Below are 18,766 nucleotides of genomic sequence, written 5' to 3' on the forward strand. Positions count from 1 at the left end.
CCGTCAGGTAGCAATTGGGGAATCAGGTGAGGAGGAGGGCTCCGCCGAGGGCGATGAGGCCGACGATGATCGTGACCAAGGCGGCCAAAGCGATCGGTCGGGCGCCGAGGTTCCTCAGCGATCGCCACTGCACTCCGCGACCGAGGGCGAACATCGCCATCGCCAAGCACACGGTCTGAATCCAGCTGAGGCCGGTGACCGCGAACTCCGGCAGCAGGCCGAAGGTGCGCAGCGCCGCCATGACGAGGAACCCGACGACGAAGAGGGGCACGATCGGCGGGCGCTTGCCCTGAGCCGGAGCCTGCTTCGTCGCGGCCGGCGCGGAACCCGCGGCCGCCCCTGCCCTGCCGGCGGCCGCCTCGGTGCCGGTGGTCGCCAGCGCCTTGTCCTCACTGCGGCGCACGGCGTAGCTGAACACGGCGACGGTGGGGGCGAGCATGATGACGCGGGCGAGCTTGACGAGCACGGCGATCTCAAGGGCCGCGGGCCCGATGATGCCGCCGATCGCCACGACCTGGGCGACCTCGTGAGTGGCGGCTCCGCCCCACATTCCGGCGGTCTCCGGCGACAGGCCCAGGGCGGTCGAGAGGCCGGGGACGATGGCGATCATCAGGGTGCCGAAGAGGACGACGAGGCCGATCGCTGCGGCCACATCCTCCTTCTTCGACTTCAGTGTCGACTCGACTCCGGCGACGGCGGCGGCACCGCAGATGCCGAATCCGCTGCCGATGAGCACAGCCAGGGGACGGTCGACCTTGAGCGGTCCGGCCAGGGCCAGGGCGGACAGGATGCCGGCGGCGACGATGACGGCGGCGAGGACGAGGACGAGCCAGCCGAGATCGAGGATGTCGCCGAGCACTACCTGCGCACCGAGTGCGACGATGCCCAGGCGCAGCAGCGGCTTCGCCGCGAAGTTGAGCCCGGGCATGAACGCCTCGGGGAGGTTGGGTGCGAGATTGCCCAGGAGGATGCCGAGCACGATCGCCACGAGCAGCGGTGAGAGCACGGGGGCGAGCATGGAGATCGGCCACGCGACGGCCGTGGCCACAGCGGCGACGGCGAGTCCGGGTAAGAGGGAGGTGAAGCGGTTCATGACTTCAGTCTGTCAACGCCGGCACGGTCGCAGTAGACGGTGATTTCGATGCAACCCATATGGATCTGATATGCCATGATGGGCATATGCACGCTCTCGGGAATATGAAGAACTGGCCCGAGCTCCAGGCGCTGGGGCTGCTGGTGGCCCTTAGCGGCAGCGCCCGATCGATCGGCCAGGCCGCGGCGAAACTCGATCTCGCCCAACCGAACGCCTCCCGCAGTCTGCGCAACCTCGAACGCGATCTCAAGGTCCCGCTTCTGCGGCGCTCGCCGCGGGGAACCGAACTCACCGTCGAAGGCCGGGCCGTCGCCGAATGGGCCTCGAAGATCATCGAAGCCTATGACACCCTCTACGCCGGAGCCCGCGCCATCCAGGACGCCCGCGCCGGAACCGTCAAGGTCAGCGCCTCGCTGACGGTCGCCGAATACCTCATGCCCCACCACCTCACGACGTTCCGCGCCACGCATCCGACGATCGACATCGGACTGTCGGTGGAGAACTCCGCGACCGTCATCGACCGGGTGCGCCGGCAGACCTGCGACCTCGGGCTCATCGAATCCGTGTCCCTGCCCCAGGACCTCAACGCCGAGGTGGTCGGCCGTGACCGACTCATGATCGCCTGTGCCCCGGATTTCGCCCACGCCTGGACGACGCCGATCACCGCCGAGGGGCTCGCGCAGGTGCCGCTGCTGGTGCGTGAGAACGGCTCCGGCACGAGGGAGACCATCGACGCGGCGCTGCTCGGCGCGGGCGGGGTGCGCGTGGCCGGCGAGTACGGATCGAATTCCGCCCTGCGCATCGCCGCCGCCACATCCGTGGCCCCGGCCGTTCTCTCCGAGCTCGCTCTGCGCGATGACTTCCGGGCCGGGCGGCTGGTGCCGCTGCCGGTGGGCGACGACGTCGACCTCACCCGCGAACTCCACGCCGTATGGACGAAGGGCAGGCGGCAGTCGCCCGGAGCGCGCCTGCTGCTCGAGCACATGATCGACAGCCTCGAGTGATGGAATCCGGACGGCTCGGCACCAGCGGCGATCGCGCCCGTATATTGGGGACATGACACAGACTGAGCCCGCCTCCTCTTCGCCCGCCGCTCGTTCCGAGTTCGCTGCCGACACCATCGTCGTCGAAACCGGACGCCCGCAGCGCGCCGACGGCGCTGCCGTGAACCCGCCGATCGATTTGTCCTCGACCTTCGTGAGCGCGGGCGACATCTCCGCATCGCCCTACGCCTATGGCCGTTTCGACACCCCCGCATGGACGCCCTTCGAAGAGGCGCTCGGTCAGCTCGAACATGCGAGCCTGCCCGGTCTGGTCTTCGGCTCCGGTCTGGCCGCGATCTCCGCCGTGATCAGCCTCGTGCCCGCCGACGGCACGCTCATCATCCCGACCCACAGCTACCAGGGAGCGCTCGCCTCAGCCGAGCAGATCGCTGGGCGGCAGAACTTCGACCTCGTCACCGTCGACATCTCCGACACCGAGGCGGTCATCGCCGCCCTCGATCGGGCGGGGCACGCCACGACAGGTCAGGCGGCGACGGACGGGACGGCCGCCTCGGCGGGGGACACGGACGGAACGGCCGCCTCGGCGAGTGCCGGCGCAGCCGGATCCCCGGGGATGCTGTGGATCGAATCGCCGACGAACCCGATGCTCGAGGTCGCCGACGTTCCCGCGCTGACCGCGGCCGCCAAGGACCGCGGGTTCCTCGTCTCCGTCGACAACACCTTCGCCACCCCGCTGCTGCAGACTCCACTCGATCTGGGCGTCGACATCGTCGTGCACTCGGTGACGAAATACCTGGCAGGCCACTCCGACGTCGTCCTCGGCGCGGTCGTCACCAGCAACGGCGAACTGCGCGAAGCCCTGCACACGGAACGATCCATGCGCGGCGGCATCGCAGGACCCTTCGAGGTCTGGCTGGCCCTGCGCGGACTGCGCACCCTGGCGGTGCGCCTCGACCGTGCGCAGGCCAACGCCCAGGCCATCGCCGAGCGCCTGGCCGCCCACCCCGCCGTCGTCGAAACCCGCTACCCGGGCCTGCCGGATGACCCCGGCCATGCCCGCGCGGCCGCGCAGATGAACGGGTTCGGCGCGATCATCTCCTTCACCGTCGAATCCGCGGACAAAGCCACCGCCATCGCCGAGGCGGTCCGACTGTGGACGCCGGCGACCTCCCTGGGCGGGGTGGAATCCCTCATCGAACGACGCCGACGGCACCCGTCGGAACCGACGACCGTGCCCGAGGGACTCATCCGTCTGAGCGTGGGCATCGAGAACCTCGACGACCTGTGGGCCGACCTCGTGGCGGCCCTGGCCTGATGGGTCAGACGCCCGGCTACGTGCTCGACCGGCCCAGCGTCGACGACGTCGACCAGTTCTACGCCATCGACTCCGACCCGCGGGTCTGGACTCATCTGCCCAGCGGGCGCCTGACCGATGAGGAGGAAGCCGAGGCCATCCTCGTTCGACTGGTCTCCCAGTGGGAGCTCGACGGAATCGGGCCGTGGATGGTCAGACTGGTTCCGGGTGGGGAGATCCTCGGCCATTGCGGCTGCTCGCTGCGCGGCGTCGCCGGCCCCGGCGCCTCCCGCGGCACACCCGGAGCGTTCTGGAACCTCGGATACCGATTCCGCCCCGAAACGCAGGGGCGGGGACTGGCGAGTGCGGTCTCGCGCGATGCGATCGCAGCGGCCGAGGACGTCGACCCCGAACTGCCGGTCGTGGCGTATCTGCTCGAGGCCAACACCGCCTCGGCGGTGGTCGCCCGCAAGCTCGGCCTCGAACTCGTTCACCGCGCACCCGACGCCGGCAATCCCGACCCGTCTGCCATCCGGCTGGTCTTCGCCGACCGGGAGCTCACCGCCGCCCAGCTCGACGCGACCTTGGCCTGAGAGCGGCAGAGCCGCGACACTGGCCTAGGACCGGCAGAGCCGCGACCATCCCCAACAGCCGCCTCGAATGGATGACGTCGTCGCGCATGAGGCGTACCGTGATCACCGAACCGGATTTCTACGACACGTAGAAATGAGATGACAGGGGGTGGCCGTGCACGAGCAGGAGATGAGCGGGGTGATGTGGCACCCGAGTCTGCCTCCGACCTTCTCACGAGTCATCGACTGGCACCCGCAGCCGATCCCCATCATCGTCATCCTGGCCGCAGTCGGTCTGCTGGTCTACTCATTCTGCGTGTGGCTGCTTCACCGTCGCGGCGTGCGCTGGCCCGTCTCCCGCCTGATCTGGTGGTGCTCGGGCATCGTCACGGTGATTCTCGTCGACGGCACGGCGCTCAACGGCTACGGCATGGAGCTGTTCAGCATGCACATGATCCAACACATGATCCTGTCGATGCTCAGCCCCATCCTCCTGGTCCTCGGTGCGCCGATCACACTGATGCTGCGCGTTCTGCCGGCCGGGTCGGGACGGTGGAATCTGCGGCGCATCATCCTCGCCGTCGTCCACAGTCGCCCGATGCGCGTGCTGACGAACCCGTTCGTGACGACCGCCCTCTTCCTCATGAGCCTCTACGGCCTCTACTTCACTCCGATCTTCGACCGGCTGATGTCGACGATGTGGGGCCACAATCTGATGTTCATCCACTTCGTGGCCATCGGCATGCTCTATTTCTGGAACATCTTCGGCGTCGACCCGTCCCCGCGCACCGACGGCAAGCGGAGGCTGGGCATCGATCCGACCGTCGTCCAGGTCTTCGAGGTCGTCGCCACCGTGCCGTTCCATGCGTTCTTCGGAATCGTGGTGATGATGTCGAGTACCCTGCTGACCGGCTACTACGGCATGGCGCCGTGGGGCATCGACCCGTTGGACGATCAGTTCGTCGGTGGAGGCATCGCTTGGGCCTTCACGGAGATCCCCACCCTGATCATGCTCGGGGTGCTGATCATCCAGTGGCAGAGATCGGACGAGCGTCTCAGCCGCAGGATCGACCGTCAGGCCGCTCGAGACGGCGACGCCCAGCTGCAGGCCTACAACCGCTATCTCGCGCAGCTGCACGCCGCAGACCAGCGCAGTCCCCGCCGCCGGTCTTGAGCCGTCCGCATGGGCGAGGCGCCGGCGCACGAGCGCCCGCCCGACACAGACTTCGTTCGCGTCTGTGACGCAGATCAACTTAACGTACGTTAAAGTGGCGGGAGATGCTTCTGCACGTCTCGAGGGCGGAGAGAAGCAGACGCCCCGAAAGCTACTCGGATCACCGGATTCGTACGAAGGAGTCGCATTGTCCACCAGTGTTCTCACCGAAGTCAGCGGCGATGTCACGACCGTGACCATCAATCGTCCGGAGAGCCTCAATGCGCTCGACGAGTCGACGTTCCGAGCCATCGGCACAGCCGTCGCCGAGGCGGCCGTGAACTCCCGTGCCCTCATCCTCACCGGCAGTCAGCGGTCCTTCAGCTCCGGAGCGGATCTGCAGGGAGGAGTGGCGAAGCGCGAAGGCATCGACCTTGCCGGGGCGAATGAGATCATCGCCTCGATCCTCGACCTGCCCATCCCCACGATCGCGGCGGTGTCCGGACCGGCCGCCGGCATCGGCTGTTCCCTCGCCCTGGCCTGCGACTATCTGGTGATGAGCGAGAAGTCCTACCTCATGCTGCCGTTCACGAAGATCGGCCTCATGCCCGACGGAGGCTCGACCGCCCTGGTCGCCGCCTCGGCCGGGCGCCACCGGGCTCTGCGCCTGGCGCTGACCGGAGAGAAGCTGCAGGCCGCCGATGCCCTCGACTGGGGATTGGCCAGCGAGGTCGTTCCGGCCGGAAGTCACCTGGAACGTGCCGAAGAAGTCGCCGCAGTCTTCGCTCAGGGCCCCACCCGGGCCCTCACTTCGTCGAAGCGAGCGATCAATCGGGCCAGCCTGGCCGAACTCGACTCGTCCTTCGACCGCGAGGTCGAAGGGCAGGATGCTCTGCGGGCGAGTCAGGACTTCGCCGAGGGAGTCGCCGCCTTCCTCGACAAGAGAGCACCCGGCTTCATCGGGGAATGATCCTGGAGCGGCGCGGATGAGACTGTTGATGACTGCCAGTCCACGGGCCGGTCCATGACCGCCTGGCCACGGATCGGTCCATGACCGCCCGACTACGGATCGGTTGATAACTGTTTGACCACGAATCGACTCAACCGCATCCGCGCCGCCTCCACAGCTGATGTGATGGTGACGACCGCCCACCACGAAACCGGCGATCACGATACTTCTCCCGTCGCAGCCACAACGTCGCGACGGGACCGGAGCACGAACGAAGGAGTCTCATGCTGACAGGAATTCCGTCCACCCTGGGCGACAGCTACCAGCTCAACACCACCAGCCTCATCCGGCACGCAGCCACCGTCTTCGGTGATGTCGAGGTCGTCTACCGCCGTTCGGACGGCTCCTGGGGCCGGTCGAACTACGCCGACGAATTCAAGCGAATGGCTCAGCTCGCTCAGGGCCTCGCCGACCTCGGCGTCGGCGCCGGCTCCATGGTCGGAGTCCTCGACTGGAACTCCCGCCGCCACCTCGAGCTCTACTTCGCCGTCCCCGGTGTTGCCGCGACTATGCTCCAGCTCAACCTGCGTCTGGCTCCCGAAGACCTCGCCTACGTCGTCAGCCACTCGAAGTCGGACTGGATCTTCGTCGACGAGTCTCTGCTGCAGGTCGCCGAATCGCTGGCGCCGAAGCTCGACGTCAAGGGCTGGGTCGTCATGACCGACAAACCGATCGCCGAGATCGAGACGAGCCTGAACAACGTCGTCTCCTACGAAGATCTCATCGCCGACAAGCCCGAGACCTTCGACTGGCCGGTCGTCGACGAGAAGACCGCCGCCTACGCCGGATACACCACCGGCACCACCGGCCGGCCCAAGGGTGTCTACTACTCGCACCGCTCGATCTACCTGCACACCATGGGCGGTCTGGCTGCACTCCACGCGGGCTTCGACGACTGCGTCATGCCCATCACCCCGATGTTCCATGTGCTGTCGTGGGGATTCCCGCAGAACGCGGTGGCCGCCGGTGCCAAACTCGTCCTGCCGGGCAAGTTCGCCGCCGAGGAGTTCGGCGCCATCGCCCGGGCCTTCGTCGAGGAGAAGGTCACCCTGGCCAACGGCGCTCCTGCCATCTTCGGGCCGATGCTGCAGATGATGAAGAAGATGCCGCAGGCTCCGGATCTGTCCGGCGTCCGTCTCGTCTCCGGATCTTCGGAGCCGCCGCTGTCGATGATGCGCGGGTTCAAGGAGGTCACCGGGGCTGATGTCATCCACGGCTACGGTGCCACCGAAACCACGCCGCTGGCGTCGACGAACTGGAAGATCCGTCCCGGCCTCGACCTCGACGAGGAGGAGAAGTGGGACCTCAAGCGCTCGCAGGGACTGCCGATCATCGGTGTCGAAATGAAGACCGTCGACCCCGAGGGTAATGAGCTGCCGCGGGACGGAAAGTCCATGGGCGAGCTGCTCATGCGCGGCCCCTGGATCACCGAGTCCTACTATCAGCTGCCCGACAATGCCGATCGCTTCCTCGACGGCTGGTGGCGTTCGGGCGACGTCGGCACCATCGACGAGTACGGGTACCTCAAGATCACCGACCGTCTCAAGGACGTCATCAAGTCCGGAGGCGAGTGGATCTCGTCGATCGACATGGAGAACGCGATCCTCGACAACCCCGACGTCAGCGAGGCCGCCGTCATCGGCGTCCCCGACGAGAAATGGGACGAACGACCCGTCGCGTACGTCGTCGCCAACCCCGGCGCCGAGGTGACCCGAGACGCGATCGTCGAAACGCTGAGTGCTCGTTTTGCGAAGTGGCAGATGCCCGACGAGGTCAGGGTCGTCGACGAGATGCCGCGCACCTCGGTGGGCAAGCTCGACAAGAAGCTGCTGCGCAAGGATTGGGAAGAGTCCTGATCGCAGGGCTGATCCGGTAAGGGGTCGGTCGAGCCCTGGCTTGACCGATCACAGCAGCAGCCAGCCGATGAGCCCGGCGCCGATCACCGTCGCCCACGCCGGGACCTTCCACATGGTCGAGGCAACGAAGGCGGCGACGGCCAGGGCCAGGGTCGCAGGCGAAGTGATCCCCGCGACGAAGACGGGATCGTAGAGCGCGGCCCCCAGCAGCCCCACGACGGCGGCATTGACTCCGGTCAGTGCCGCCGTCGCCGGTTCCCAGGCGCGCAGCCGTTCCCAGAACGGCAGGATCCCGATCACCAGCAGACCGGCGGGGAGGAAGATCGCCAGCAGGGCGATGCCGGCGCCGAGGATGCCGGTCGGTCCCGACGTCATCGACGCGCCGAGGAACGCCGCGAAGGTGAACAGCGGACCGGGGACGGCCTGTGCGGCACCGTAGCCGGCGAGGAACGTGTCGTGATCGATCAGCCCCGTGGGCACGAGTTCGGCCTCGAGCAGGGGCAGGACGACGTGGCCACCGCCGAAGACCAGGGCTCCGGCCCGATAGAAGATGTCGATGAGGCGAATGGTCGCGTCCCCGGTCGCCGCGGTGAGTGCGGGCAGTCCGAGCAGCAGCGCGGCGAAGGCGATGAGGGAGGCGATGCCCAGCCGTCTGGCTCCGCGGGAGGCGACCGTGCTCTCGGGGGCGTGCGAGCCGACCGCGGCAGCTGCTGAGTCGGCGGCGGAATCGGGGGCGGTCGCTGTGTCGGGGGCGGCCGCCTCGGCGGGGGATCCCTGATCCTGCGCACCACGATGGGGTCGCTTCAGCCAGACCAGGCCGAGCACTCCGCCGAGGATGATCGCTGCGATCTGGACGAGGGCCGTCGGCACGATCGAATCCGGGACGACGAGCATGAGGATGAGGGCGGCAGCAGCGATGCTCGCCCGCCGGGCATCGGGGGTCAGCGTTGTCGCCATCGACTGCACGGCACCGGCGACGACGGCCACCGCGGCGGCCTTGAGCCCGAGCAGCCACCCGGCATCGCCGAGGTCGCCGAAGGCCGAGAGCCCGAGCGCGAAGAGGGTGAGCAGAATCGCCGACGGCAGGGTGAAGCTCACCCACGCGGCCACGAGCCCAGGCAGACCTGCTCGGCGCAGCCCGAGTCCCATGCCGACCTGACTCGACGCGGGGCCGGGCAGCATCTGGCACAGGGCCACGAGGTCGGCGTATTCGCGGTCGTCCAGCCAGGAGCGGCGGCCGACGAAGGTCTCGCGGAAGTACCCGAGGTGGGCGACGGGGCCGCCGAACGACGTCAGGCCCAGACGCAGGAACGAACCGGCCACCTCGGCGGTGCGGGAAGGTGCAGTGGTCATCGCATCAGTGAACACGGGCCAAGTGACGCCGAGGTGAACGGGTCCTCAGGGGTGGTGGAGGAGGTAGGTGCCGCCCTTCAGGCAGGTGTCGACGACCCAGCCGTCGCCGGCGAGGCCGGTCAGCGCGGTGCGCAGCGCCAACCGCCAGCGGCTGGCGAGCTCGGCATCCTGGCCGCGCAGGCCCTCGATGTCGGAGGGGAAGTCCAGCGAGACGAACTCGGTCTCCTTCGGCACCTCGCTCAGCAGCGGTTCCCCGTCGTCATCGGCGCGCAGGCAGGGGAACGCCGATCCGGGATCGACGACCGATGCCCGGGCCGGACGGTCGAGCGGCCATGACACCATCATCCGGTCGCTGGCCTGGCCGGAGTTCACTCCGTCGCGCATCTGCCCGTAGAAGTCCTCGAGGTATTCGACCATGCCGACGCCCAAACGCTGGAAGTTGAAGTACGCATTTCGGGCGATGAGCGGGTCGAAGGTCCAGGTCATCTCGGTGATGCCGAGGTTGAGGCACCACAGGCGCTGGTGCAGCTTCATCGCGGATCCGGCGCCGCGGCCGATGACCTGGTGGCGGACCCCGGCGATATGCGAATGCATGACCGTGCCCAGCGGCTGGCCGAAGAAGCCGATGGTCACGCCGATCATCTCGTCGGGTTCGTCGACGCTGTATGCGGCGGAGACGTAGTTGCCGGCGTGGGCGAAGGCGATGATGAGGCTGGGCTCGAACACGTTCGTGCCGGTCTCGTCGACATTCCAGACTTCGTCGAGCAGCATTGAGGCCTTGGCCGCCTCGTCGGCGGTGTGGATCTCGCGCACCTCGATGCGCGCGGTCTCTGCCGCGGCGGCGTATTCGTCCTCCGCCAGGGCGAGGATCTCCGAGTCCACTGTTCTCAGTTCTGGGTTCGCGCTCATGTGTTCATTGTGCCACCCGATGCCACCACCGGCGGGAGACGCACGGCAACGATCCGACTACGGAGAACGGGCCGGAGCATGCCCGGACGCGCCTGGGTGAATGTCCTCGTACGCCCCGGTGAACTCCGCCGCCAGAGTGGATGGGGCAGGTATAGCCTGGACGCATGAGCTCAACAGTCGCCGTCATCGGCGCCGGAACCATCGGCCGATCGTTCGCCTTCCTCTTCGCCCGCAGCGGGTACACGGTGCGGGTCTTCGACCCGCGATCCGACCTCGCCGAGGTGGTCGCCGGGCTGCAGGCCGAGGTCACCGCCGACGCTTCCGCCAGAGATGAGCTGGCCTCGCAGGTCGGCACCGTCGACATCGCCGAGACCGCCGAAGCCGCCGTGGCCGGTGTCGTCTTCGTCCAGGAATCCGGTCCCGAGGACCCCGAATCGAAGCCGGTGCTGTTCTCCCAGATCGCCGAGGCGGCTCCGGCCAGGGCCGTGTTCGCAACCTCATCGTCGACGATCCCGGCCTCAGTGATCGCGGCCGCGCTCCCGGAGTCCGCAGCATCCCGCGTCATCGTCGGCCACCCGTTCAATCCGCCGCACCTGATGCCGCTCGTCGAGGTCGTGCCTTCCCCGCAGACCTCCCAGGAGACCGTGGACGCCGCCGTCGAGTTCTATCGCAGCTGCGAGCGCGAACCGGTGGTGCTGCGGCGTGAGATCCGCGGATTCGTCGGCAATCGGCTGCAGAATGCGCTGATGAAGGAAGCGATCTCGCTCGTGCAGAACGGGGTCGTCACCGCCGAGGACCTCGACTCGGTGCTGAAGAATTCGCTGGGTCTGCGCTGGTCGGCCATCGGCCAATTCGAAGGCATGCACTTCGGCGGGGGAGAGGCCGGGATCCGCGGGTTCATGGACCATATCGGCCCGGCATTCGCCGCCATTGAGGATCTGCCCGTCGACGTCGACCCCGCAGCCATGGAAGACGTCTTCGAGCAGGTCGAAGAGGCCTACGGACCCCAACCGACCCCTCGGGCCGCCGCCGTCCGCGACCGGATCCAGAAAGCTGTACTCGAAGCTCGCGGTCAGGGGCGCTGAGGCGCATTCGTCCCAAATAGAGGTCAGTATCGGATATTTTCCGGGCTCAGAAGTATCCGATAGTGACCTATTTTCGGGGCGGCCGGGGTTCAGACCGCTGCTTGATAGAAGTACGTGGTGCGTTCGGCGATGAGGCCCTCGGTGTCGAAGAGGAAGAAGTCCGCGAATCCCACCGAGGTCTCAGAGCCGTCCTTGAGGCGACCGCTGAAGACACCGCGACTGGACGCCCGATCGCCGTCGACGAGGATCTCCTGCAGCGAATGCGCGCCAGTTTCGATGACGCGTTCGCCATGGTAGAAATCGGTGATCTGCTGGCCGACCATCGTCGGATAGCCGGGCCGATCATAGCTGGCGTCGGCGGCGAACAGCGCCGAGGTGGCGTCCGCGTCTCCGGCATCGACGGTGGAGTAGTAGCGCTTCACGAGTTCAGTCACACTGGCCATGGCACTACCGTAACAGTGACTCACGTCATAGCAGGCCCGACCGTCGACCGCGCGCGGGTGCACCACGATTGCCTTCGCCGCCGGCCGTGACCCCATTTCGCATTTCCGTCCCGCATCGGGTTAGTATCGACCTGTTAATGATAACGAGTCTCACTAACTAGAGAGTGCGAATGATGAAACGACACATGCTCGGATCGGCGGTGGTCGCCTCGGCGCTGCTGCTCACCGGCTGCCAGGCCGGCGACGACGCCACCGACTACGACGCGGTCGGCCAGGACGAGAAGACCGCCGGCTCGGAAGAAGACACGGACGGGACAGGGCACGCCCAGGAACTCGCCGCCGCGCAGCCACGGATCGTGACCACCTACGACGGCGGGATCCTCACTCTCGATGCGACGACCCTCGACGTCATCGACGATACGAAGATTGAGGGCTTCAACCGTCTCAACCCCGTCGGCGACGGCCGCCACCTCATGGTCTCCGTCGCCGAGGGATTCCGGCTCTTCGATGCCGGAGTCTGGACCCAGCCCCATGGCGACCACACCCACAGCTACGCCGCCGACCCGCAGCTCACCGACACCGTCTTCGACACCGAGCTGCCCGGACACGTCGTCAACCACGGCGAGACCACTGTGCTCTTCGGCGACGGCGACGGCAAGATCCAGACCTTCGACACCGATGACTTCTCCGACGGCGACCCGCAGCCCGAGGTCACCGAAGCCGCAGAGCCCCATCACGGAGTCGCCGTGAAGCTCGCCGACGGGTCGATGCTGCGCACGGTCGGCACCGAGGACGAACGCTCGGGTGCGACGGTCGTCGACGACTCCGGCAAAGAGATCGCCACCAGCGACGACTGCCCCGGAGTCCACGGCGAGGCCGCAGCGAAGGACGAGGTCATCGCGCTCGGCTGCGAGGACGGAATCCTGCTGTACAAGGACGGGAAGTTCGAGAAGATCGACGCCCCCGACTCCTTCGGACGCATCGGCAACCAGGCCGGAAGCGAGGAATCGCAGTACATCCTCGGCGACTACAAGGTCGACGAGGATGCCGAGCGCGAACGTCCCGAACGCGTGAGCCTCACGGATACGGAGTCGGGCGAACTCAAGCTCGTCGACCTCGGCGCCTCCTACAGCTTCCGATCACTGGGCCGCGGGCCCGACGGGGAAGGCGTCGTCCTGGCCACGGACGGCACGCTGAAGATCATCGACCCCGCCACCGCCTCGGTGACGGAGGAATACCCGGTCATCGACGAATGGGAAGAGCCCGTCGAATGGCAGCAGGCCCGCCCGACGCTCTTCGTCCAGGGCGAAGTCGCCTATGTCAGCGATCCGGCGGGGAAGACGATCCACATCGTCGACCTCGAATCCGGTGAGGTGATGGCCGAAGGAGAGCTGCCGCACGCGCCGAACGAACTCACCGGCGTCACCGGCTGAGAGGTCGGGGCGAACCCGACCGGCGGAACAGGCCCGACCGGCTGCGCAGCTGAGCGCACCGCCGGTCGGGTCGGCCGCCTCGGCGGCGGCTGGGAATCCGCCCAGGAGATGAGACCACCGTTGCCGTCGCCGGCGTTCGGCCATAACGTGGGGGATGGACCTGCGATCACACCACAGGAGATCGCACAACCCCGTCGAAGTGAAAGAGGGCAGCCATGACCACCATGTATCGCGTCACCGACCCGGCGACCGGCCAGGTCGCCGAAGAGTTCCCCACCGCCACCGACGCCGAGATCCTCGCCGCCCTCGACCGTTCGGCGACGACATTCGACGAGTGGAGCCGGACCACGGTAGCCGAGCGCGCCGCACTGCTGACCCGCGTGTCCGAGATCTACGCCGAACGCGCCGAAGAGCTCGCCGAAGTCATCAAGCTCGAAATGGGCAAATCCGTGCCCGAAGGCAAGGGCGAAGTCCAGCTGTGCTCGATGATCTACAAGTACTTCGCCGACAACGCCGAAGCCTTCATGGCCGACGAACCACTGCGCGGACCCAAGGACGCCACCGCCATGATCCGCCGCAAGCCCGTCGGCTCGCTGCTGGGCATCATGCCGTGGAACTTCCCCTACTACCAGGTCGCCCGCTTCGCCGCCCCGAACCTGGCCCTGGGCAACACCATCCTGCTCAAGCACGCCCCGCAGTGCCCCCGCTCGGCACAGATCATGGAAGAGATCTTCATCGAGGCCGGACTGCCCTCAGGCGCCTACATCAACATCTACGCCAGCAACGAGCAGGTCGCCGACATCATCCTGCCCGACCCGCGCAACCACGGAGTGTCCCTGACCGGATCCGAACGCGCCGGTGCCGCCGTCGCTGCCGAGGCCGGCAAGAACCTCAAGAAGGTCGTACTTGAACTCGGCGGATCCGACCCCTATATTCTGCTCGACACGGACGACGTCCAGGAGTCCGCAAAGACGTTCTTCACCACCCGCATGGGCAACACCGGCCAGGCCTGCAACTCACCCAAGCGGATGATCGTCATGGACGACATCTACGACGACTTTGTCTCCTCCATCACCGAGGCGGCCAAGAAGAACACCCCCGCCGTTCCCGGCGAGGAAGGCTCCCGACTGTCCCCGCTGTCGTCGGTGGCCGCCGCCGACCGCTTCGTCGAACAGGTCCAGGACACCGTCAGCGAGGGCGCGACCCTGCTGGCCGGCGGCAAGAAGTACGACGGTGGCGGAGCCTACGTCGAACCCGTCGTCCTCGCCGATGTGCAGAAGGGCATGCGCGGATACTACGAAGAGCTCTTCGGCCCCGCTGTCATCGTCTACAAGGTCAGCAGCGAAGAGGAGGCCGTCGAGCTCGCCAACGACACCCCCTTCGGTCTGGGCGCCGCCGTGTTCTCGACCGATATCGCCCGTGCCGAGCGCGTCGGAGACCAGATCGATTCCGGCATGGTCTTCCTCAACGCTCCGGAGGGAACACGCGAATACCTGCCCTTCGGCGGAGTCAAGCGCTCCGGCGTCGGCCGGGAGCTCGGACCGCTGGCCATGGACGAATTCGTCAACAAGCAGCTCGTGTACAAACAGAACTGATCGAGGTGCTCGGAGCCCTGGGAACCCGGGCTCCGATCGTGACCGGGTTGTGATCGCCGTCAGGGCGCTGTCTCCTACCGGGAGGCAGCGCCCTGATTGTATGCTGAGACCACACACAGCCAATTCTCATAAATCTCAGCGGGAGGTCTTCCCATGTCGGCACCGAAGCCGTCGACCCAGGTCAACGCCGCAGCCTCAAAAGGGATCATGCGGCCGGTCAACCGATTCCTCGAACAGTGGATTCCCTCGGCCCTGACCTTCGCCATCGTCCTCACCCTCATCGTCGCCGTCCTTGCATTCATTTTCACCGATGCGGGCCCGACCGACGTCGTCATCGGCTGGGGTGAGGGACTGGCCGGACTGCTCGAGTTCATGACGCAGATGTGTCTGATCCTCCTGCTCGGCCACATCCTCGCCAACACCGGACCCGTGCGGACACTGCTGGCCTGGCTCGCCCGCGTCCCGGGCAACGCCACCTTCGCCTATGTATTCGTCTTCGTCGTCGCCGCTCTCGCCAGCCTGATCACGTGGGGCCTCGGCCTCGTCGTCGGCGCTCTGCTCGCCCGTGAGATCGCCGTGCAGTCGCGCGAACGCGGGATCAAGGTCCACTTCCCGCTGCTCGTGGCCGCCGGATACTCCGGCTTCGTCGTCTGGCATATGGGCTATTCGGGATCGGGCCCGCTGACCGCGGCCACCCCTGACTCCTTCCTCTCCGAGTCCCTCGGCGGGCAGACGATTCCCGTCTCCGAGACGATCTTCGCCGGCTGGAACCTGCTGGCCATCGCCGGGGTCATCATCGTCTGCGGACTCCTCTTCTTCCTCGTCGCACCCAAGGCCGGTGCCCCCGTCTACGAACTGCCCGCCTCGGTGAGCTCGGAGACGCAGTCGCAGGTCGACGACGAGGTCGTGACCCCGGCCGACCGCATCGACGCCTCCCGCATCCTCACCCTCATCATCGGCCTGGCGCTCGTCGTCTATCTCGTCATCCACTTCGCCCAGGGAGGGGGACTGACACTCGACATCGTCAACTGGTCGTTCCTCGCGCTCATCCTGCTGCTCGTGCGCAATCCCCTCGAACTCATCCACCTGACGAAGGAGGCGGCGTCGAATGTCGGCGAGATCCTCCTGCAGTTCCCGCTCTACGCGGGAATCCTCGGCATCATGTCGACCACCGGCCTCATCGCGGTGTTCTCCGACGCCATCGTCTCGATCGCGAACCCGGCCTCGTTCGGGGTCCTCGCGCTCATCTCGGCAGGACTCGTCAACTTCTTCGTCCCCTCCGGCGGCGGACAGTTCGCCGTCCAGGGCCCGATCATGCTCGATGCGGCCAATCAGCTCGGCGTCGACCCGTCGGTCGCGATCATGGCCGTGTCCTACGGTGACCAGTGGACGAACATGCTCCAGCCGTTCTGGGCGCTGCCGGTGCTCGCCATCGCCGGGCTGAAGATGCGTGACATCCTCGGCTACACCGTCATCACATTCCTCGGCGCAGGGGTGGTGATGGCGGCCGCGCTGCTCTTCGTCTCCCTCTGAGGCCCGCCTCGGCGAGGGTGGGGCGCCGATCTGCAGAATCGCGTGGCATAACAGGACAAATGACCGGAAGTGTCTATGTGGTAACCTCCATTGTTGGCCGTTCCCGTGGAACCGGGGATTCGGCGAGGACGGAAAATCTTTCAGCAACAGCCGTTGATCATGCCCGGTTGAGCATGCCGTTCGATCGGGTCCGATGCCACGACGCAACAGCGTCCGGATAAGGAGCACAACCATGTCAGCATCAGTCGACACCCCGCCGGGTGAACCGAAGGGAGAAGCGAAGGGCACGGTGAAGCCGTCGCTTCCGCCCCTGAATAAGCGTGTATTCGCGGCCGCGGCCGCGGTGGCTCTCGCCATCACCGTATGGGCTCTCATCTCACCGACCAACGCCGAGGCGGTCCTCGGTGCCGTCGTCGGCTGGACCTCCGATTGGTTCGGTTGGTTCTACGTCCTTCTCGTCCTCGTCGTCCTCGTCTTCGTCATCTACCTGGCGGCCTCCCGCTACGGCAACACGAAGCTCGGCCCCGAGCACTCGAAGCCCGAATTCGGCCTCGTCGCCTGGGCGTCGATGCTCTTCGCGGCCGGCATCAGCACCGACCTCATGTTCTTCGCCGTGGCCGAACCGGTCACGATGTACCTCACCCCGCCGAGCACGGAGCCCGAGACGGTCGCCGCGGCCCGCGAATCCACCGTATGGGCGCTCTTCCACTACGGCCTGAGCGGTTGGGGACTCTACGCACTCATGGGTATGGCTCTGGCGTACTTCGCCTACCGGATGAACATGCCGTTGGCGATCCGCTCGGCGTTGGCCCCGATCTTCGGCAAGCGTGTCCATGGCGCTTTGGGTGAGACGGTCGACTTCGCTGCTCTGCTGGGCACGATCTTCGGTGTCGCCACCTCGTTGGGCATCGGCGTCGTCATGGTCAACGTCGGCCTCAACACGGTTTTCGGGATCCCGGTCGGCACCGCTGCCCAGGTCGGCATCGTCGTCGTCGGTGTCGGAGTCGCCACGCTTTCGGCGGTCTCGGGCGTGGACAAGGGCATCAAGTTCCTCTCCGTCCTCAACGTCGTGCTCGCCATTGCGCTGAGCTTCTGGGTGCTCGTGGCCGGGAACACGCGGTTCCTGCTCAACGCCTTCGTCCTCAACGTCACGGACTTCGTCCGCCTGTTCCCGGACATGGCCGGTCAGACCTTCGCCTTCGAGGACACCGGAACATGGATGACCGACTGGACCCTGTTCTTCTGGGCCTGGTGGATCGCCTTCGCTTCGTTCGTCGGTCTCTTCCTCGCCCGCATCTCCCGCGGGCGGACGATCCGTCAGTTCGTGTTGGGCACCCTGACGATTCCGTTCATCTACATCTTCATGTGGATCTCGATCTACGGAAACTCGGCCCTGGACATCATCCGCAACGGTGATGTGAAGTTCGGCGAAGCGGTCATGGTCAGCCCCGAAGGCGGCTTCTACGACCTGCTCTCCCGCTACCCGGCCTTCTTCCTCATCGCGGGTCTGGCCACGCTCACGGCTCTGCTGTTCTACGTCACCACCGCGGACTCTGCGGCCCTGGTGATGGCGAACCTGTCGTCGAATCTGCGCAACCCCTCCGAGGACGGTCGCGCCGGTCTGCGCATCTTCTGGGCCGTGCTCACCGGTGCCCTGACGGTGTCGATGCTGCTCGTCGGCGGCATCGGCGCCCTGCAGAACGCGACGGTGATCATGGGCCTGCCCTTCGCCTTCGTCGTCATCCTCGTCATGATCGGTTTGTACAAGGCGCTGCGGGTCGAGGCGAACCGCGTCGACAGCGTCGATACGACCCTGCCCGGTTCTCTGGCCCGTCGCTCCCGGGGCCCCGGTCACGAGACCTGGCAGCGTCAGCTCGGCCGGGTGCTGTCCTTCCCGAATCAGGCGCGCGCCGAGGAGTTCGAGCAGAAGGTCCTCATCCCCACCCTCCACGAGGTGGCTGCAGAGATGGAAGGCCGCGGAATCTCGTCGCGCTGCGGTCGCGTCGATAACGAAGGCGTGTTCGTCGACGACGGCGAACTCTTCCAGTTCGAGGTCGACGGAGACGGAGAATACCCGTTCCGCTATCAGGTGTGGCCGCACAAGGTCAGCGTGCCGTCGTTCGGTGGAATGGTTCCCCGCGGAACCGGCGAGGACTACTACCGGATGGAGGTCTACCTCGACGGAGGCACCGGTCAGGGCTACGACATCATGGGCTTCTCGAAGGAGCAGATCATCGATGACGTGCTCGACCAGTACCAACGCCACGTCGAATTCCTGCAGCTGCAGGAGAACATCATCCACGGCGATGACTGAATTGCGGCATCCGGATGACTGAATCTCACCGGGTGAGTGCGACGCCCGGGATCCCGGCCTGACGGCCGGTGGTCCCGGGCGTCGTCATTTCTCCGCACGCACGGTGCCCACGGTGCGGGT

General features: G+C 66.6%; 15 protein-coding genes. 11 read left to right on the forward strand and 4 right to left on the reverse strand.

Annotated features, from left to right (window positions below; all coding sequences use genetic code 11):
- Window positions 1–22: 22 nt before the first annotated feature.
- The gene (locus tag AD89_RS0115075; RefSeq protein ID WP_025780264.1) at window positions 23–1,093 is read right to left on the reverse strand and encodes a YeiH family protein; all 1,071 of its coding nucleotides are present in this window, start codon (window positions 1,091–1,093) and stop codon (window positions 23–25) included.
- 86 nt (window positions 1,094–1,179) lie between these two features.
- On the opposite strand from AD89_RS0115075, the gene AD89_RS0115080 reads away from it, so the two are divergent.
- From AD89_RS0115080 to AD89_RS0115105, 6 genes are all read left to right on the forward strand, one after another.
- Window positions 1,180–2,097 carry a LysR substrate-binding domain-containing protein gene (locus tag AD89_RS0115080; RefSeq protein ID WP_025780266.1) on the forward strand — a complete coding sequence of 306 codons (918 nt, stop codon included), beginning with the start codon at window positions 1,180–1,182 and terminating at the stop codon, window positions 2,095–2,097.
- A gap of 52 nt (window positions 2,098–2,149) precedes the next feature.
- Window positions 2,150–3,412: a trans-sulfuration enzyme family protein gene (locus AD89_RS0115085; protein WP_025780268.1), complete on the forward strand. Its 1,263-nt coding sequence runs from the start codon at window positions 2,150–2,152 to the stop codon at window positions 3,410–3,412.
- Complete coding sequence (locus AD89_RS0115090; RefSeq protein WP_025780270.1) at window positions 3,412–3,984, forward strand: GNAT family N-acetyltransferase; 573 nt, start codon at window positions 3,412–3,414, stop codon at window positions 3,982–3,984. The genes AD89_RS0115085 and AD89_RS0115090 overlap by 1 nt, the downstream gene beginning before the upstream one ends.
- 148 nt (window positions 3,985–4,132) lie before the next feature.
- The gene (locus AD89_RS0115095; protein WP_197021778.1) at window positions 4,133–5,137 is read left to right on the forward strand and encodes a cytochrome c oxidase assembly protein; all 1,005 of its coding nucleotides are present in this window, start codon (window positions 4,133–4,135) and stop codon (window positions 5,135–5,137) included.
- Between the two features lie 187 nt (window positions 5,138–5,324).
- Window positions 5,325–6,086, forward strand: coding sequence for an enoyl-CoA hydratase-related protein (locus tag AD89_RS0115100; RefSeq protein WP_025780274.1), 762 nt, complete (start codon window positions 5,325–5,327; stop codon window positions 6,084–6,086).
- A 263-nt stretch (window positions 6,087–6,349) separates the two neighbouring features.
- On the forward strand, window positions 6,350–7,981 hold the full coding sequence (locus AD89_RS0115105) for a long-chain-fatty-acid--CoA ligase (RefSeq protein WP_025780276.1): 1,632 nt from the start codon (window positions 6,350–6,352) through the stop codon (window positions 7,979–7,981).
- 48 nt (window positions 7,982–8,029) lie between these two features.
- Here the strand turns inward: AD89_RS0115105 and chrA are convergent, their stop codons facing one another.
- Entirely contained in the window at window positions 8,030–9,334 is a 1,305-nt protein-coding gene (chrA, locus tag AD89_RS0115110) for a chromate efflux transporter (RefSeq protein ID WP_025780277.1), read from the reverse strand.
- 45 nt (window positions 9,335–9,379) lie between these two features.
- A complete protein-coding gene (locus AD89_RS0115115; protein ID WP_051505279.1) occupies window positions 9,380–10,243 on the reverse strand; it encodes a hypothetical protein in 864 nt (287 codons plus the stop codon).
- 164 nt (window positions 10,244–10,407) lie between these two features.
- On the opposite strand from AD89_RS0115115, the gene AD89_RS0115120 reads away from it, so the two are divergent.
- On the forward strand, window positions 10,408–11,328 hold the full coding sequence (locus AD89_RS0115120) for a 3-hydroxyacyl-CoA dehydrogenase NAD-binding domain-containing protein (RefSeq protein WP_025780280.1): 921 nt from the start codon (window positions 10,408–10,410) through the stop codon (window positions 11,326–11,328).
- A gap of 89 nt (window positions 11,329–11,417) precedes the next feature.
- Here AD89_RS0115120 and AD89_RS0115125 read toward each other — a convergent pair whose 3' ends face one another.
- Window positions 11,418–11,771: a nuclear transport factor 2 family protein gene (locus tag AD89_RS0115125; protein WP_025780281.1), complete on the reverse strand. Its 354-nt coding sequence runs from the start codon at window positions 11,769–11,771 to the stop codon at window positions 11,418–11,420.
- 170 nt (window positions 11,772–11,941) lie between these two features.
- On the opposite strand from AD89_RS0115125, the gene aztD reads away from it, so the two are divergent.
- From aztD to betT, 4 genes are all read left to right on the forward strand, one after another.
- Window positions 11,942–13,204 (forward strand): zinc metallochaperone AztD, encoded by a 1,263-nt coding sequence (gene aztD, locus AD89_RS0115130; protein ID WP_197021779.1) that lies wholly within the window; start codon window positions 11,942–11,944, stop codon window positions 13,202–13,204.
- Window positions 13,205–13,419: 215 nt separating this feature from the next.
- Entirely contained in the window at window positions 13,420–14,799 is a 1,380-nt protein-coding gene (locus AD89_RS0115135; protein WP_025780285.1) for an NAD-dependent succinate-semialdehyde dehydrogenase, read from the forward strand.
- Between the two features lie 153 nt (window positions 14,800–14,952).
- A complete protein-coding gene (locus AD89_RS0115140; protein ID WP_025780286.1) occupies window positions 14,953–16,332 on the forward strand; it encodes a short-chain fatty acid transporter in 1,380 nt (459 codons plus the stop codon).
- 232 nt (window positions 16,333–16,564) lie between these two features.
- Window positions 16,565–18,646: a choline BCCT transporter BetT gene (gene betT, locus AD89_RS0115145; RefSeq protein WP_025780288.1), complete on the forward strand. Its 2,082-nt coding sequence runs from the start codon at window positions 16,565–16,567 to the stop codon at window positions 18,644–18,646.
- Window positions 18,647–18,766: the final 120 nt, after the last annotated feature.

Origin of the sequence: Brevibacterium sp. VCM10 (assembly GCF_000583215.1) — a bacterium.
GTDB lineage: Bacteria > Actinomycetota > Actinomycetes > Actinomycetales > Brevibacteriaceae > Brevibacterium > Brevibacterium linens.

Coding starts and splice junctions, on each gene's coding strand:
- betT (WP_025780288.1), top strand. CDS start 16,565: ATGTCAGCATCAGTCGACACCCCGCCGGGTGAACCGAAGGGAGAAGCG.
- AD89_RS0115120 (WP_025780280.1), top strand. CDS start 10,408: ATGAGCTCAACAGTCGCCGTCATCGGCGCCGGAACCATCGGCCGATCG.
- AD89_RS0115085 (WP_025780268.1), top strand. CDS start 2,150: ATGACACAGACTGAGCCCGCCTCCTCTTCGCCCGCCGCTCGTTCCGAG.
- AD89_RS0115135 (WP_025780285.1), top strand. CDS start 13,420: ATGACCACCATGTATCGCGTCACCGACCCGGCGACCGGCCAGGTCGCC.
- AD89_RS0115080 (WP_025780266.1), top strand. CDS start 1,180: ATGCACGCTCTCGGGAATATGAAGAACTGGCCCGAGCTCCAGGCGCTG.
- AD89_RS0115140 (WP_025780286.1), top strand. CDS start 14,953: ATGTCGGCACCGAAGCCGTCGACCCAGGTCAACGCCGCAGCCTCAAAA.
- AD89_RS0115115 (WP_051505279.1), bottom strand. CDS start 10,243: ATGAGCGCGAACCCAGAACTGAGAACAGTGGACTCGGAGATCCTCGCC.
- AD89_RS0115105 (WP_025780276.1), top strand. CDS start 6,350: ATGCTGACAGGAATTCCGTCCACCCTGGGCGACAGCTACCAGCTCAAC.
- AD89_RS0115090 (WP_025780270.1), top strand. CDS start 3,412: ATGGGTCAGACGCCCGGCTACGTGCTCGACCGGCCCAGCGTCGACGAC.
- chrA (WP_025780277.1), bottom strand. CDS start 9,334: ATGACCACTGCACCTTCCCGCACCGCCGAGGTGGCCGGTTCGTTCCTG.
- AD89_RS0115125 (WP_025780281.1), bottom strand. CDS start 11,771: ATGGCCAGTGTGACTGAACTCGTGAAGCGCTACTACTCCACCGTCGAT.
- AD89_RS0115075 (WP_025780264.1), bottom strand. CDS start 1,093: ATGAACCGCTTCACCTCCCTCTTACCCGGACTCGCCGTCGCCGCTGTG.
- aztD (WP_197021779.1), top strand. CDS start 11,942: ATGATGAAACGACACATGCTCGGATCGGCGGTGGTCGCCTCGGCGCTG.